This window comes from Rhodococcus sp. LB1 (assembly GCF_001583455.1).
GTDB lineage: Bacteria > Actinomycetota > Actinomycetes > Mycobacteriales > Mycobacteriaceae > Rhodococcus_F > Rhodococcus_F opacus.
In genome coordinates, this window is the sequence record NZ_LTCZ01000012.1 from 12,316 (window position 1) to 28,477 (window position 16,162).

Sequence of the window (16,162 nt, forward strand, 5' to 3'; positions counted from 1 at the left end):
ATGGCAAGCGACAAGCAGGCCCGCCGCGAGACCGCACTGCTGGCATGGTCCCGTCCCGCTGGTGCTCTTGGCTTCGAGGTGCCCGCCGAGGACGAGCTTCGGCGGATAGCAGCGAATCAGGACACGTGGAGGTCCGAGGCTCCGTCCGCAGCGGCGGTCGACTGGGCCGACACGATCGTGCACATCCTGCATCAGATCAAGTTCGGTATGGATCCTCTCGAAGTCGTCCGCCACCTCCCGGACGACCTTCGGATCCCGACGAGCGGCCCTGTTCGTCGGCAGGCACCTGCCTCTGCTCCGGTTCCGGCTGCGGCCGCACCGGAGCCGCAGCCGGAACCGGTGCTCACGCCGATCGATGCCTTGTTCGCGTGGCGTGCGCAGCAGATCGCGAATGGTGTGGAGTACGCGGAGACGATCAAAGACGCCACTTTCCACAATCTCATCAAGTACGGCCACACCTCGGTCGAGCAGGTTCGCCGGCAACTGCGAGGTCCGGCGACAGCACTGGCCGAAGAGATCGCAGCAATTCTCGGTTCGTTTACGCAGCCGAGCGGTGAGCCGGCGCCGACCGATGCAACCGCTCCGGCCAACGAGGCCGCGGATACCCGGCCAGAGCCTGCCGTGACGGTGCCGCCGGATGCGTCCGGCGCTGCGGGCGTGCTGGATCGACTCATCACCGAAGACTTCTGCGAATACGAGTACGGCGAGACCGACATCGTCCCGACCGATCTGAAGTTCACGAAGATCGCGGACGGATACACCTTTACCTGGGCCCCGCACCTGTCCCAGACCGCGGTCACTCTGTACCGAATCGTCTCCGGTGAAGGTTCCGTTCCGCACAAGCCCGAAGCCGGTGATCTCGTCGGTGTCACCCTCGAGACGACGTGGGATGACGCACGCTTCTTCGCCTCAGCCGTGCGCAACCTGCAGATCTGGTGTCATACCGGAGCCGACGTCGACGATGCCCGCAAACGGCAACCCGTCCTGATCGCACAGGGCGAGATCGTCAGCCCTGTTACCGATTTCGTGCTTACCGAGGACGAAGGCCGGGTGATCGGCCAATGGAACGTGTGGTCGGGCACCCAGGCGGTGCGGATCCACCGGATCCCGCTGGGGACCGGATCGCCGGTGGTTCACGACCCGCGTAACGAAATTTGCTCCGGGCAGCCCAATCTCACAGGTTTCGTGGACCGCGACGTCGAGCGCGGAGCCCGATACCTCTACCGAGCGATGTCGGAGGTCGTCGTCAACGGCGGCACCCGGCTGTCGCAACCGGCGCAGGGTGAGATCCTGGTGTCGGTCGTGCTGGAATCGGTCAATGACCTGACGGTGCAGTCCGAGGATGCCGGCGACATCCCGTACTTCGACCTCGCCTGGACCGATCCTGCCGCTGGGCGGGTCGTCATCTACCGAACTGAGTTTCCGCCGGACGCCGGCTTGCAGGATACGGAAGTGCCCGAGGCGTCCCTGGGCCCTCAGGGGCTGACCGAGGAGACCCGACTGGCACACCCCGCAGTGGCCGGTGAGGGGCGCACCTCCCGGATGGTTGGTGTTCCGTGGCCGAGCGGGTGGGATCGCGCGTATCTGACTCCCGTCACCCTGCTGAATGGCACCGCACGTGTCGGCACCACCACGGTCCAGACGCGGCCCATCGCACCTGTCAGCAACGCGCGCATCATCGAACGGTGCAACAAGCAGATCGTCACCTTCGGCTGGCCGAAGTCGGCGGCTGCGGTCCTCGCCTACGTCGGGCCCATGGGGCTCCCCTTCGATCAGGTCTCGCCCAGTGCCGATGCTGACGAAATTTCCGCGCGTCAATACCGGCGGGACGGCGGAATGTCGCTTCGGTCGAACCTTCCCGCCGGTGGGTGCGCGGTGCACCTTGTGCCGATTGCGTTCTCCCGTGGTGAGCAGATCACGGGAACGGTCACGTCCATCGAGTACAACGGGCTGGTGCGAATGGCGTACGGCCTGCGGCGAGACGACAGTCCCGGCGCGTCGTCCTGGGTCTCCATCCATTTGTTCAGTGCGGAGGATGTGGAGTCGCCTCCGCCGCTCGTGCTGGTGTTCAATCGGGATCGATTGCCGCTCAGTTCCCGTGACGGCCGCAGTGTGCCTCTGCGGGGTGTCGGCGAGGATCGGCCGGTCATGCAGTGCGTGATGCCCCGATTGTCGAGGGGCTGGGCTGACACAGGCTGGAAGGCCGATCTGGGTGGGCATGCTGGGTATGTGCGTCTGTTCGTCGACGCCAGTCGGGCGCAGTTCGGTGCCAGGAGATTCGCCATGCTCGACCCGGCGGTCTCCACGCTGAGGCTGGATCCGGGTTCGGGGTCGTCGGCATGAGCGCTGTACTCCCCGAGCCGACCGGGTACCCGCAGGCAGAGGGTGTTGCCGCCCGTTGCCGGTTCGGTGAGTTGACGTACACCTCTTTCGACGACGGATCCGGTTCGGGGGGTGGGTGGCAGGTCAAGAGCACCGTCGGTGACCTGTCCGATCGTGAGCGTTCGGTGCTGACGGCGTGGATTTCTACCCGGTTCGACCTCGAGCCGCCGCTGCCTCGGTTCCCGACTCCGGCGGATATCGACGGTAGGCCCGCCCGGTTGATGTACGCGGCGGTCGACGGTGGTGCCGCGTATTGGCACACGGTCGATGCCGGGTTGGATGGATCTGGGCGCCCAGGCAATGTGTTCGCTCATGTCGTTCTGGATCGGGAGCTCGGGGCATCGACGTCGCCGCTGCGGCCTGTCGAGCTGTGGAAGTGGTCGGGGTGGCTGACGCCGTACGGGGCCAGGGCGGTGTTGGAGTCCTCGCTCGAGGACAGGCGAGTGCCGGTGCCGGACGGGCCTGTGACGCGGTCTCAGGTGATCGAGTTCTTGGACGATCCCGCAGTGTTCCGTGTCGGACTTTTTCAGGTGCTGCTCGATGCGGTTGCCGCGGCGATGGCAGGTGGTCCGTCGGTGGTGCTGACGGTCAGCGATGCGACTACCGCGGTGATGTGGATTGGCGCCGTGAGTTACTTCATGTCGCCGGGTTCCGCTCGGCGGTTTGCATGGTCGACCCACGACAAGGCGCATTCACTGACCGAAGATGTCCGGCGGGGATTGCATCTGATTGCGGTGCCGACCTCCGAGTGTGACGGGCTGAAGGCGGATCCCTCCTATGTGGTGATCGACGAGTACGAGGAACCTAGCCTGGGTTTGCTTGGTTCTGACCCGCATGTCACCAAGGATGGGCATACGACGGTGGCGGTCACGCCGTGGTCGATGCTTGCGCAGTCGATTCTGATCGATGCGCGTACGGCCGAGCAGGTGCTGGCGCAGCAGGACGATCTCGCACACGAGGTGGGCGATGTCGGGTTGTCGCCGATGTGGCCGCTGGCGATGGCCGTGGCCGACACACCGGAAGTGAGCGATGGTCACCAGGAGGCCATCAAGGTCATCCTCGAGGATTCGCCCCGCCACGTGCATGAAACGCCCCGGCTTCTCGAGCGGGTGCGTGGGATCTATCGTTCGGCGGCACCGAGACGGGCTGCGGAGGCATGGCGCCTGCTGATGCAGTTGGACGTGCGAAATGCGAATGCTTCGACCGCTGCGGTTCATTACGTCGAACGTGCTCTCGAGGATGAGGAGTGGCTGTATGGACCTGCCGTTCCACCGGTGGTTCCGTCGCAGTTGGTTCCGCAGTTCTCCGATGAGATCAATCGTGCGATCGGCACCGCCGTCAGGGATTTGCGGGAGTCCGCGCGGCGCCCCGATATCGATGAGGACGGGTCCGAAGAGTTACTGTTTCGGGCTCTGCGAGTCGCCGACCTCGCAGTGGTGACGTTGGCGTCGAGTCCGTTCGCCACTGAGGTGCAGGACATGTTGTCCGAGGTGCTCGAGCGCGCGCGTCTGGACGTGTTGTTCGATGACGTGCGTGGGGACGCGTTCGTCGCACGTGTCGGAGAGCTTTCGGGGTGCACGCTTCGGAATGTGGTGCGTCCCGTGGTCGAGACGGCGCCCAAAATGACTTTCGGCGATTTCGGGCGGAGGCTGAGCGCCCCGGTACTCCGGTGGCTGTTCCCGCGAGACGCTTCCGGCCCTGAGGGCGCCGATGCCGGCGAAGCCGAGAGCATGCTGTTTGCCGAGTATATTCATTCGGTCCTCGTCGCCGACGACGGCACTGTTGAGGAACGAGAGCGAGTTCGTCCGTATGCGGATCTGGCTGTTCGTCACCTCCTTCTCGCCGATCAGCGGACCGATGCGAGTGCGCGAACGGAACTGGTCGCACTTTCCCGTGCTGCGTCGCTGACCATCACTGATGTTTTGACGCTGTTCGGTAAGTTCGGTGACCGTGTTCCTCCCGGTGTGGCGGCGGATCTGTTGCTGCGGTGTGAATACGATTCGGATCTGGCTGATCTGATTAATTATGTTGGTGCACAGTGCGATGCCGTCTTGTTCGAGGCGTCGTTGGTGGTCAGTCCGGATTGTGTCGCCGTCGCGGCTGCGTCGATTCGTGGGATTCGAGACTGGGCAGCGATCGATCAGGCAGCGCTGGAAGAGCTGGTGCACACTCATGTCGAGGTTTTGCTTCCTGAATTTGTTCTTCTGGAAGCGGATTCGGTCCCGGTCGATCTTGCTGTCGATGTGTGTGTGCTCTTCATTGCCGCCCAGTCTATGCGTTTGGCCTGGGCGGACGCCGGTGAATCAAGTGGTCTGCGTTTCGAGTCACTGTTCGAGACCAACATGCGTGAGATCGTTTCTGCCGTCACCGAACTCGTGGCCAGCGGTGCAATGGATATTGACTGGATCGCGGCGCAGGCCATCCTGATTTCGCTCGCCCAGAGTTCCGCCGATACCGACGACTCGAATTTCATCGGTGTGCTCGGAACACACTCGCACAGACAACTGCGTGGGCCGTTGTGGTTGGACGACGTTGTGGAGAGCCTGGTGCAGAGTGGCAGATACACCGGGCCGCGGACCACCTCCGACATCCGCGACGCCATCTGGCCCGACGTGCGGAACATGTCCGCCGCCCGAGGCGAGGAAACCATTCGCGGCTATGAGCCAGTCGCGGTGCAATGGCTCCGGAATTTTGGAATCGGATCCACGGAAAGGCAGAACACATGGATCCACTGACGATCCGCCGCAGCGCGTGCGACGGACTGGCGAACAGGCCGACAGCGAAGCGAGAGGAACCAACCTCATGGTGACCCACGTTCTGGATGGCAAGAGCCGGGCGCACCTCCCGCGCCGCCCACTCGCCGTGTCGATGGCCGTGGTGGGGGAGCCAGGTTCGGCTGCACTCGCCGCCCGCATGAATGGAAACGCTGATCCGAGCGCCATCGTGCACAGCCCAGTGCTGTTGATTCTGCCGCGCGTGCAGCATGAAACCTTGATCGTGGCCGTGCCGGGCGAGGGACGATCTACCTTCCCGACCGGCACGACCATCCATGTCTCCGTCGCAGTCGACAGCGCGCAGGATCCGGATCCCGATCGCGCACAGTTAACGGCACGGGACGTGTCCGGGCTCAGCTACCTCGAGCTCGCCACCATAGGCCCGGACGGTGACCGGCTTGCGGTCACCACCCGGCTCGAAGATCCCGAAGTGCCATTGGGGCCCCTAGCTTCTCGGGCCCGCGCCGCGGCCCGCGCCGTGCTGGGTGTGGACCAGGTCCCCGACGAGCGTCAGACCGGAATTGACGTGCGCGTCGATACCAGTCTCTCGATGCTCGGGTCTGTTCGGAACGGCGGCGTCCACGCCATCATGGACATCGTCGCCGGCATCTCGTCGGTGGTGTCCGCAGACGAGGTGCCGCGGGTGTCGCTGATCGGGCATCGGAGTGTCGGTTTGCCAGCGGTCGACGTGACCGAACTGGCTGCGCGAACCCAGGAGGCGTTGCTGTCGTCGAAGTTCGGTGTCGGCTTCGACCCTTCGGTTACGACCGAGGGCTCGGTGTCGGGTGTGCGTCGAATGACCGTCTCCATCACTGATTCGGCCTCCGGGGCTTCACTTGGGGGTGGCGATCCCCTCGCGGTGACCGTCGTCGTATCCCCCTCCCGTGCAGCGCTGTCCTCCCCCGAGTTTGTCGGCGCAGTGGTTCCGCCGTCGCCGAACGGCGGCGACACGTCCGAGTTTCTGCTCGGAGACCCGGAAATCGTCGACCAGGTCGTCGAGGCAGTTTTGCGGCCACTGGTGCACAACAACGGACGTCTGTCGGGAACCGTGTCATGACGAAGTGCCCACGGTGTTTCAACAATCTCACCCACGAATGGTTCGCGTGGACGGAGGCCGCACCGCAGCGAACCGAACCGGATGAACGTGCGACGGCGTTCACGGGGTCTCCGGTGGTTGCCGGCAAGACCTGTGAGCTTCAAAAGCCCGCGGACGCTGCGCCGGACTGGACACCGCCGCCGAACTACCCGGAGACGCAGCTGGGCGGCGCCGCGGTGGAGATCTGCCCCATCTGTCATTTCGTCCTTCCGCCTCATTGGAGGTGGGGGCAGGCGACCTGCATCGCGATGGCCGGTGCACGCGCGACCGGCAAGACCGTCTACATCGCGGTGATGATCAAGCAGTTGCAGCTTCTGGCCGAACGAATGAATCGAGCCGTCGAGCCTGCAACCCCTGAAACGGACTACAACTACCGGAAGAACTACGAAAACCCTCTGTTCGAGGAGCGCGGCATCCTTGTATCGACACCGTCGTCGAACACCGGAGATTCGTATCAGCGTGAGCCACTGATCTTCAGCCTCGGGGTTTGGAATGAGGTTCGTCGGTTCCTCGTGATCCGAGATGTGGCAGGCGAGGACTTGGAGTCGGGCAACACGGACGGCCATTCCTGGCAGTTCTTCCAGGTCGCCGATGCCATTCTGTTCCTGTTCGATCCGCTTCGTGTCGAGGAGATCGGCGATCAGCTTCGAGACCTGGTTCCGGTGCAAGCGAACCGCGGGGGCGACCCGAAGGTTGTGCTGCGCACCGTGATGAACATGTTGGGATACGGAACCCCCCGTGTTGCCGTGGTGCTGTCGAAGTTCGACGCACTCCAAGCTCTGGAGGAAGTCCAGGGTGGGCAGTGGAGTCAGATCATGTCCAATGCAGGTGCGGCGTTCTCCCGCGATCCGAGCCTGGAGCAGGCTCCGTACGCAGACGAGGACGGCCAGCTCCTGCACGAGGAGGTGCGGAGCCTGTTGCAGAAATTGGACGCGGGTCCGATGCTGCAGTCGATGGAGAACCCGGTCACCGGCCAGCAGTACCGGAACAGGTTCTTCGCCGTCTCCGCTCTCGGAGCGTCCCCAGTAGGCGAAAGACTGCACCAAAACGGCATCTCGCCGTTCCGGTGCCTGGATCCGGTCCGATGGGTGCTCTCCGAGCACGGGGTCCTCTAGGGCGGGCGATTCCAGAGAGGAGATCTGACAGTGAATCAACCTGACGACCCGTGGTTTCTCGGGGGAACTGCGGGTGGATCGTCCGAGACGGCGACCAATGGGACGTTTCATCCCACCGCCAACCCGTTCCTTCATTCGATTGCATCGGCGGTGACCACGCCCGCGCCGAAGGTAGGGAAGCCGCCGTCGATCTACCTCGCGTTCGGTGCCCTATTGGTGGCGGCCGTGCTCAGCGTGGTGTCCGGTGTGGTCGAAGTCCTGTCGATTCTCGGTGCCCAGCGAAGAGCGAACAGGCTTCTCGCGGTCGACACGACCGGTCGGGCAGCCGAGCTCGGGGGTGGTTATGTCGACGGGACAGCGACCGGATTGATGTGGGTTGTCGTCGGGCTGTCAGTGGTCCTCGCCGCCACCTACGTCGTCTTCTCGGTTGCCGTGTTCAAAGGTCGGCTCTGGCCTCGAATTGCGGGCACTGTCCTTGCGGTCATCTCATTGTTCGGTCTGCTGGGCGGCCCCATCGTGGTGGTGACGGTACTCAGCGGAATCGTGGCGGTAGCGGCGCTCTGGGTTCCCACATCTCGCCGCTACTGCGAGTACGCCGAGGCGCAGCGCAGGATCGTGCCCGCACATCAGTGGGGTTATAACTAGGGCGCCCAGTTCGTCGTTGGTGACGTATTGTGCGCGAAGCCGTCGCCGTGGTGAGTAGGAAGTGCCCTCAGCCGAGTTCGAGTACGTTCTGATGGTCGGGCTCCTCCCCCGCGAAGTTGTAACGAAGAATCCGTGTATCGGCATCTGCTGTGCGCGATTCGCAGCACCCTAGAACTGCGGCGTTGCCGTTCAGTTTAGGGCCGTGAGTGCCTCCGATAGACCTGGATAGGAGGGGTCCTCGGCGAGAACCTTTTCGATGCTTTTGCGGGCTGCCGCTTTTCGGTTCTGCGTGAGGTCGACTTGGGCGCGTTCGAGGAGAACGCGATGTCGGATCGCCGCGCTGCGACTACGCACCCGCAAGGCCTCCTTGAAGACCTCTCGGGCGGCGTCGTTGAAGCCGATTTGGGCGAATGCGCGGCCGCGGAGTCCCAAGAGGAGGGCGGTGGTGTCGTCGGCATTAGTGACGTCGTTGGTTAGTTCGATGACGTCTTGGTGCCGGCCGGCGTCGCTGTAGAGATCAGCGATGGACAGTGCTGCGTGGGTGGTTGGGCGGGCCTGTTCGGCGCTCCAGATGGCAGCGGGAAGATCGCCGGCAGACTGGTGAAGTTCGGCGACCGCGAGGAGCACGACATCGTCGACGATTCGCAGCTGTGCGGTGACGGCGGGCATGATTTCGACCGGCCATGTCCGATCGGGGAGATACTCGAGGACGAAGTCGAGGAGCGGCCGGGTCGCGTCTTGCGCGGCGGCCCAGCCCAGGAGGAAGCGTGCCCGTTCTTGGGCCTGCGGGTTGCCGCGGCCCAGCTCGACATGCAGCAGTCCCTCGAGGATCGCGGCGAGCAGCCGAGCGTGTGGGGTGGATCGGCCGTGTTTGCGGGCGACCGCGATGAAGTCGTTCGGTTGGCGCGATTGTAGAAGGGCGAAGAGATCCTTTTCCCACGCTGGTGCGAGCACCCCGGGTTTCGCAGGCTTCGGGGGCGACGTCGGCGGAGGTGGGGGTGGGGGTGCGGATGCGGGATGAACGGTTCTGGTCGACGATTGTTGTGCGGTTCGGGTTCGCTGTGTCGAGGTCGATCGACGCAGCGTCCGCTGGTGGGAGATCCCGGTGCCGGGGATCGACACGGTTCGGCTCACCCGGCCGTTGGCATGCCTGGTGACGCGGACACCTTTGCCGCCGACCGAGTAGCCAATCCCGCTGCGGCTGACATTCATCCGAACTCCGGGCACGATCTGGATGCTCTTGCGGATGCGAAATCCCATGGTCTCGTCCTACAGTTCGTATCCGGCGGGCACCGGCGGATTGGTCCAGTCGATCGGGGGTGGGCCGGGATGGGTGGGGTGGGGAGCGGGCGCGGGAGTGCGCGGTTCGGGGTCAGGTTCGTCGACGGCGACTCCGAAGTCGCGAGCGAGGCCGGCGAGCCCGTCATGGTAGCCCTGCCCGATTGCGCGGATCTTCCAGGCACCGTCGCGGCGGTAGAGCTCGACTGTGAGGGCTGCTGTTTCGGAGGTGAGGTCGTCGATGCTGAACGTGGCGAGCTCGCCTCCGCCGTTGTCGTGGATGCCGATCGTGACTACGCCGAGAACGGCGAGACTGCTTGGGGGTGCGGCGTCGAGGCTGAGTGCAAGGGCGATGCTGTCCACCTGGGAATCGCAGGCGTGCAGGTCGATGCTGATCCGGTCTTCGACCAGACCGCCGGCTTCCCGCTTGCCGTCTTGGCGGATCGCACCGTCGCGGGAGTGTGGTTGGTTGTAGAACACGAAGTCGGCGTCCCTACGGACCTTCCCCGCGGTGAGTAGGAGCGCGGACAGGTCGGCGTCGGCATCAAGGGTGGGTCTCCACCGGCAGGTCACCGTGGCGCCAGATGCGAGGAGTGCACAGTTCTGTCCCTTGCGCAGTTGCACGTGTTCCTCTCCAACCGCAGAGCGGGTGCCGTGGGCAGTGTGACTGTCCACGGCACCCGCCCTGTGTTCTGCCGATGTTCGGGAGCGCTATTTACTTCCGGGAGTCCAGTTCAGGCCCCACCCGTAGACGCGGTCGAGTTCATCTTGGCTGCCGTTGATGTACCGGACCTCGCGGGTGACAGTGATCTCGTGTCCGGTGTTCTGCACCAAGGCGATGGCGCAGATCGGTGCGTTGTTGTTCGGTGAGTCCAACCGCACCTCAACCTGGGGGCCAGAGGTGGGGTAGAGGGTGACGACACCGTCGACGGCCGCCCAGTTCGGTGCGCCTTCGTAGATCATCGCGAACACCAGGATTCGCCGGAACATTTCCGGACGAGCGAGGTTGATCTGCATGTTCTCGCCGCCGACGTTGGTGCCGGTGCGGTCGTCGCCGTCGAGCTGGATGAACGGGTGAGTATTGAGGGCGCCGAAGCTATTACCCAGCGCCTGGACAACACCTTTCGAGCCGTCCGCGAGTTCGTACAGGCAGCCGAGGTCGAGATCGACTCCGCCCGCCGGTGCGGCCGCGGCCGCCCACTTGGCGAAGAATCCCTTCTTCGGCTGCGGTGCGCCCGTGGACCAGTTCAGGTTGACCCGCATCGCGCCCTGCTGCTCGCCTGCCTTGGCGAGGCTGACGGTGGGAGCGGCTTTTGACAGCGTCACCTTGCTCATGTTGACACCGCCCTGTGGTGCCCCGGTGGAGGGTCTGGTGTAGTCAATCGCCATAGTGGCTCCTTGATCTCGCGGTCAGGGTCAGCCGACGGGGACCGATTCGGCCTGGTCGTCGTGGTCGTCAACGGCGATCGGTTCGGGGTTCCGGCGGTTGCGGATGATGCTGGAGATGAAGGCGGCGCCGATGAGAGCGACGCCGACGAGTCCGGTGACGTTCTCGTTGACGTGGTAGCCGATGGACACCAGCAGGATCACGGCCAGTGCGCCGATGGCCCAGTGGGCGCCGTGCTCGAGGTAGATGTAGTCCGACAGGGTGCCCTAGGGCGATGATGATCGGGTCCGAGGTGATCGCGAACGCGCCGATCACACCGTCGAAGGAGAACGACGCGTCGAGGACCTCAAGGTAAAGGAACAGGAAGAACCCGGCCTTGCCGGTGGCCTTCGCCAGTTGGGTGGGTCCTGAAGATTTGGTGGTCTCGGAGTCCTCGTCACCCTCTTCGGTGTTGAACAGTTCACCGAGTCCGTTGACGGCGATGTAGGTGATCATGCCGAGGACGCCGGCGATCATCACCGTGGAGACGGTCTCGTCGGGGGCGATGTAGGCGGCGGTGATCAGCAGCAGGGCGCCGGCGATGACGACCTCTAGCTGGTCGAGTTTGCCGATGCGGGCGAGGGGCTTCTCCAGCCAGGACAGCCAGGTGATCTCTCGCTCTTCCAGGATGAAACCGAGGAACAGCATCAGCAGNNGAGCAGGGTTTCGTAGCTGGGGCTGCCGTCGGGGAAGTACGCGGCGTCGTCGGCAGGCGGGTTGAGGGCCAGGTCGAGGGCGGCGGCGGGGCCGAGGCCGGAGGCGAGCCACACGATGACGAGGGGGAAGACCAGGCGCATGCCGAACACCGCGATCAGGACACCGACGGTGAGGAAGATCTTCTGCCAGAACTCGCTCATCCGTTGCAGGACGGTGGCGTTGATGACGGCGTTGTCGAACGACAGCGACACCTCGAGGATCGACAGGATCACGACGAGCATGACGGCCTGGGGTCCGCCGTAGATGGCGGCGACGATCAACGAAGCGATCGTGACCGCGAAGGACCAGCCGAATATTCGCAGAACCACGAAGCGTGGCCTTTCTCTAGTGCGCATGCAGGGTGGCTACTGCAGGGAAAGTACTGGGGGCGGGCTCACGTCAGGCACGTGAGCCCGCCGGCAGTGGATTGGGTAGTGAGGTGGCTATGCCCGTAGGAGGGACGATCGTCAGACGTTGACGCCGTAGTCGCGGGCGATGCCGGCCAGTCCGGAAGCGTAGCCCTGGCCGATGGCGCGGAACTTCCACTCACCGTTGTGCCGGTAGAGCTCACCGAAGGTCATCGCGGTCTCGCTGGAGGCATCCTCGGACAGGTCGTAGCGGACCAGTTCGCTGCCGGTGGCGCGGTCGACGACGCGGATGTAGGCGTTGGTGACCTGACCGAAGTTCTGTCCCCGCGTGACCGCATCGTGGATGGAGACGGGGAAGAAGATGTTGGTGACGTTCGGAGGTACGGCCTGCAGGTCGACGTTGATGACCTCGTCGTCACCGTCCCCGTCGCCGGTGAGGTTGTCGCCGGTGTGCTCGATCGACCCGTCGGGCGAACGCAGGTTGTTATAGAACACGAAGTGGTCGTCCGACAGAACCTTCTTGTTGTCACCGGTTGCGAGTGCGCTCGCGTCCAGGTCGAAGTCGGCGCCGGTAGTGGACCGCGCATCCCAGCCGAGTCCCACCGCTACGGCGGTCAGGTTCGGCGCCTGCTTGTCGAGGGATACATTGCCGCCTTTGGCAAGAGTGACGCCCATGGGGATCCTTTCACGCATGGAGGGGGTGCGCTTCAAATGGCGACCCCGCTCGAGTGTTCGAGCTCGCTCACCATAGATCGTGAGGATTCGGACATGCGAGAGGAGGTCACCGTCTGGTAGCCGAGCACGTACTATCAGCGCGTGATCGGTTGCCGGACTTACCCAGACGAGTAGATTTCTGTCTCGATTGGGCTAGGTTCAGTGCTACCAGAACACATTCACGTTGTCTGTATATCTTGCAGATGACGAAGCGTTACCAACAGTGATTTCCCACCTCATGAAGTCGCTTCCATCCGCGCCCGCCACACCGTAGTTAGACCTCCATCAGACCGTGCTCCCTGGTCCCAACAGAAAGGAATCGGCCATTCGGCCGGATCTCATGTCAGAGCTTGCCCGCGGTGAAAACACGACCCTGGACGGCGGATCCGTGACGCTGTCCATCTCCGGCGTCCAACAGGGCGGCACCATCGACTTGTTGGCCTTCCAACTCGGCGCTGATCAGCGGGTACGCTCCGACGACGACTTCATCTTCTTCAACCAGCCGTCATCGCCGGAGGGCGCAGTGCGGCTGGTCGCGGCCGACCGCATCACCATCGACCTCCGCGCTGTCCCCGCCAACATCGTGAAACTGTCAATCGCGGTGGCGCTCGACGAGAACGCCGCGGGCAGCCTATCGGCAGTAGCGAACCTCGGCGTCACCCTCGAGCAGTCGACCGGCCGACCCGTCACCGCGCAAGCCCTCGGTTTGACCACGGAGCGAGCGGCGATCCTGCTCGAGGTCTACCGCCGCAACAACACCTGGAAGGTCCGGAACGTATCCGCCGGCTGGGACACCGGCCTGCATGCCCTCGTCAACCACCATGGCGTCGAGATCTCGGATGAGCCAACGACACAAGCACAGCCACAGGTCACACCGCAGGCCCAACAGTCGAACCAGCCGGATCCACTCGGCGTCCGAACGGTGGCCGATGAAGCGAAGCTCTCGCTCGACAAACGGCAGAAGCTGGACCTGCGCAAACGTGAGGTCGCGAAGGTTCTGCTCGACAAGGGCGCCTCCGGGGTGCGTGCCCGCGTGGTGCTCGTCATTGACAAGACCGGAAGCATGCAAGCCGAGTACCGGAGCAAGCGCATCAACCAGGTTGTCGAGCGGATGGTCCCGGTCGCTGTACAGGTCGACGACGACGGCAAGCTCGAACCCTACCTCTATGGTGCCAGCTTCGCGCGCCTACCCGACATCGCCGTCCACGAGGTAGACAGCTGGTCAGCGACGTATCTGCATCTCAACGGCACCCACGGCGGGATCGACTACGCAGAGATCGGCGGTTACAACGACGAGCTGCCGATCATGAAAGAGATCATGTCCTCGCTGATGCCCGGGTCAACCATGCCGACGTTGGTGCTGTTCTTCACCGATGGTGGATTCCACAAGAAGGGTCCGATCACCGCACTGATGAAGCGGGCCGCCACCCTTCCCGCGTTCTGGCAGTTCGTCGGAATCGGCCACGCCGACTACGGGATTCTGGAAAAACTCGACACCCTGAAAGGGCGGGTGGTCGACAACGCCGGCTTCTTTAGCGTCGACGACATCTCGAAGATCAGCGATGCGGAGCTGTATCGCCGGTTGCTGAGCGAGTTCCCCGAATGGCTCCGCGCTGCGCGCAAGGCCGGCATCGTGGCCTGATATCCCTCTGACCACGGGCCACCCGTGTAGAGGACCGGCGGACCTCCGCACAGGGTCTTCGTATCGCTGTCCCACTATCACGACACGTGCTTCGTGGTTGTTCGATCAGGACGATGAAAACCCTGCGGTGGCGAGGCAGCCGCGATCCGGGCGTCTGTCATTCATGTGAATGACAGACGAATGTCGGTCGTCCCGGGCACATTCGCGTGCATGAAATCTGGTACTCCCGGTCTATGCGAGCGGATAGGATCGAATCCTGATACTTTACTGTTCAACAACCGTCGGCAAATGGTGAGCAAAGGTAGATCAAGTACATGTTTCGCAGGGTTTCATGCACCGCTGCACTAGCTCTCGCACTACTTGGGATCGGTACTGCGGTGGCCCACGCCGAACCGGCAACTATCTTCGGCGACGGTACGCAAGTCGTCGGCGTCGACATCGCCCCCGGAACGTACATCGGGAATGGACAAGCCGATGAGTATGGCTGCTACTGGGCGCGACTGAGTGGGTCGAGCGGCGAGATCGACGACATCATTGCCAATGACTTTACCGACTCGCCGAAGGTCATCGTCACCATCAAACCCAGCGATCTGTACTTCGAATCCGAAGGCTGCGGCACCTGGACGCCAACTGGGACTTCAACGCCGCCATCCAGCCCTCCTGCGCCAACCGCGGTCGAATCTGATTCGGCAACCGTAGATTTGGGTGACTACTGCTCGTCGAAAGGTGCCACCGGCGTCCTCGCTGACGGAACCACCGTCCACTGCGTCCGCGTCCAGTTCACCGACGCATACGTATGGTCGACAACCGACGGTCTTGTCGCCACCGACCCGCACTTTCCCGTCGATCCAGGCGGTAACTGCCTCGATGCCAATGCCGTCACCGCCAACTCTCAGGGCCGAGCTCTGTACTGCAACCCCACCCAGAATGGACGCAACGCCGGAAATCTCGTCTGGCAACTCCAGCCCTGAATGTGAACGGTCAGTGAGGGCCGGGATTCGCCGGGACCTTCTATGGTGAGACACTTCGCGTGAGGTGTGGCCACCAATCAGTCGCCGCGCGACCGTGCGTCTTGGGCGCATCCGGTGGTATTGCGATGTGTCCGTCAGCGTGAGTGGCGAATCCCTTTGCAGTGGAGTCCAAGAGCCCTGTTGGACGGTGTCGAGATGTTACGTTGGGATTGCCTCGCGGACATTAGCAATGCTCCACATTGCGATCCGAACAGTCGTACCCGGGCTATGCGCGAGGCAAAGCCGGGGATTGCCCGCACCTTCTCCTTGCAACGCAGGAGTGGGCGAAGGGCGCCACCGTGTTCCTCAACCCCGCCAACGAGCTGCGAGCGCGGAATTCACGGTAGCTGGATGTCATTTGTCCGAATGACACCCAGCTCCGAATGCTGGCTGGCTGCGATCCACAAATCTGTCACGCTTGCGTAGCACGGTTCGAACTCACCGCGTTTGAATGCCCACCCGTACGCCGTCCGCGAAGAGGATCGTCCTTCTCGATGACCGAGTTACGCTCGAGACCATAGAAATAGCGGCCCACGCCTGTACGCAATGGAAGCAGGCTCGTCACTTGTCGCAGGCGATACCGTCCTTGTCTCGATCGAGCTTCGTCGAGTAGCCGGGGTCGCCCTTGTAAATCGGCGCTGCGCCGGCAGCCCTGGCTTCGTCGCAGGACCCGTAGCTCACCGATTGTTTCGGGACGGTTTGGACTGGCGCCGGGGGATTCGCCGGGACTACAGCAGGCGCCGGCGGGGGTGCGACGACAACAGTTGTAGTGGGCACGACCGGAGCCACTGGCTGAACTACGGCTGATGTAGTGGTGACCGGCGCTGCAGCAGTGGTCGTGGCCGGCGCTGCGCTAGCTGTGGTGGTGGTCGGCCGTGTGCTCGACGCATCGTCAAGCCGTGCAACGGATGCCGTGGAGGTCGGTGTGGTGCTCGACTGCGAACCGCTACTTCCACAGGCGGTCATGAGTACTGCGGTGGCCAGGAATGCCATCCCGAGGATCATCTTCTTCACCC

The 16,162-nt window shown here is 63.6% G+C and carries 12 protein-coding genes and 1 pseudogene; 7 read left to right on the forward strand and 6 right to left on the reverse strand.

From position 1 onward, the window contains the following. The 5 genes from AZG88_RS02360 to AZG88_RS02380 all read left to right on the forward strand — a co-directional run bounded on the left by AZG88_RS02360 (nt 1) and on the right by AZG88_RS02380 (nt 8,012). Entirely contained in the window at nt 1-2,343 is a 2,343-nt protein-coding gene (locus tag AZG88_RS02360; protein ID WP_061696938.1) for a hypothetical protein, read from the forward strand. After that, nucleotides 2,340-5,117, forward strand: coding sequence for a GAP1-N2 domain-containing protein (locus AZG88_RS02365; RefSeq protein ID WP_061696939.1), 2,778 nt, complete (start codon nt 2,340-2,342; stop codon nt 5,115-5,117). Before AZG88_RS02360 ends, AZG88_RS02365 begins: the two co-directional genes overlap by 4 nt. A 67-nt stretch (nt 5,118-5,184) precedes the next feature. Next, nucleotides 5,185-6,213: a hypothetical protein gene (locus AZG88_RS02370; protein WP_061696940.1), complete on the forward strand. Its 1,029-nt coding sequence runs from the start codon at nt 5,185-5,187 to the stop codon at nt 6,211-6,213. Beyond that, on the forward strand, nt 6,210-7,367 hold the full coding sequence (locus AZG88_RS02375) for a TRAFAC clade GTPase domain-containing protein (RefSeq protein WP_061043385.1): 1,158 nt from the start codon (nt 6,210-6,212) through the stop codon (nt 7,365-7,367). The genes AZG88_RS02370 and AZG88_RS02375 overlap by 4 nt, the downstream gene beginning before the upstream one ends. 30 nt (nt 7,368-7,397) lie before the next feature. After that, nucleotides 7,398-8,012 (forward strand): hypothetical protein, encoded by a 615-nt coding sequence (locus AZG88_RS02380; protein WP_061696941.1) that lies wholly within the window; start codon nt 7,398-7,400, stop codon nt 8,010-8,012. 189 nt (nt 8,013-8,201) lie between these two features. On the opposite strand, the gene AZG88_RS02385 is transcribed toward AZG88_RS02380, so the two are convergent. The 5 genes and pseudogenes from AZG88_RS02385 to AZG88_RS02405 form a co-directional block, all read right to left on the reverse strand. Beyond that, nucleotides 8,202-9,272: a DUF4236 domain-containing protein gene (locus tag AZG88_RS02385; RefSeq protein WP_061696942.1), complete on the reverse strand. Its 1,071-nt coding sequence runs from the start codon at nt 9,270-9,272 to the stop codon at nt 8,202-8,204. Nucleotides 9,273-9,281: 9 nt separating this feature from the next. Continuing rightward, nucleotides 9,282-9,914, reverse strand: coding sequence for a TerD family protein (locus AZG88_RS02390; RefSeq protein ID WP_061696943.1), 633 nt, complete (start codon nt 9,912-9,914; stop codon nt 9,282-9,284). A gap of 87 nt (nt 9,915-10,001) precedes the next feature. Further along, complete coding sequence (locus tag AZG88_RS02395; protein WP_061696944.1) at nt 10,002-10,679, reverse strand: TerD family protein; 678 nt, start codon at nt 10,677-10,679, stop codon at nt 10,002-10,004. A gap of 27 nt (nt 10,680-10,706) precedes the next feature. Next, nucleotides 10,707-11,741, reverse strand: a pseudogene (locus AZG88_RS02400) (DUF475 domain-containing protein). 138 nt (nt 11,742-11,879) lie between these two features. Next, entirely contained in the window at nt 11,880-12,455 is a 576-nt protein-coding gene (locus AZG88_RS02405) for a TerD family protein (protein WP_061043390.1), read from the reverse strand. Nucleotides 12,456-12,834: 379 nt separating this feature from the next. Here AZG88_RS02405 and AZG88_RS02410 point away from each other — a divergent pair, with 379 nt between their 5' ends. Both AZG88_RS02410 and AZG88_RS52465 read left to right on the forward strand, forming a co-directional pair. Further along, complete coding sequence (locus AZG88_RS02410; protein WP_061696945.1) at nt 12,835-14,136, forward strand: vWA domain-containing protein; 1,302 nt, start codon at nt 12,835-12,837, stop codon at nt 14,134-14,136. Nucleotides 14,137-14,513: 377 nt separating this feature from the next. Continuing rightward, a complete protein-coding gene (locus AZG88_RS52465; RefSeq protein ID WP_063886769.1) occupies nt 14,514-15,107 on the forward strand; it encodes a hypothetical protein in 594 nt (197 codons plus the stop codon). Between the two features lie 600 nt (nt 15,108-15,707). Here the strand turns inward: AZG88_RS52465 and AZG88_RS53280 are convergent. Then, nucleotides 15,708-15,827, reverse strand: coding sequence for an excalibur calcium-binding domain-containing protein (locus AZG88_RS53280; RefSeq protein WP_231913792.1), 120 nt, complete (start codon nt 15,825-15,827; stop codon nt 15,708-15,710). Nucleotides 15,828-16,162: the final 335 nt, after the last annotated feature.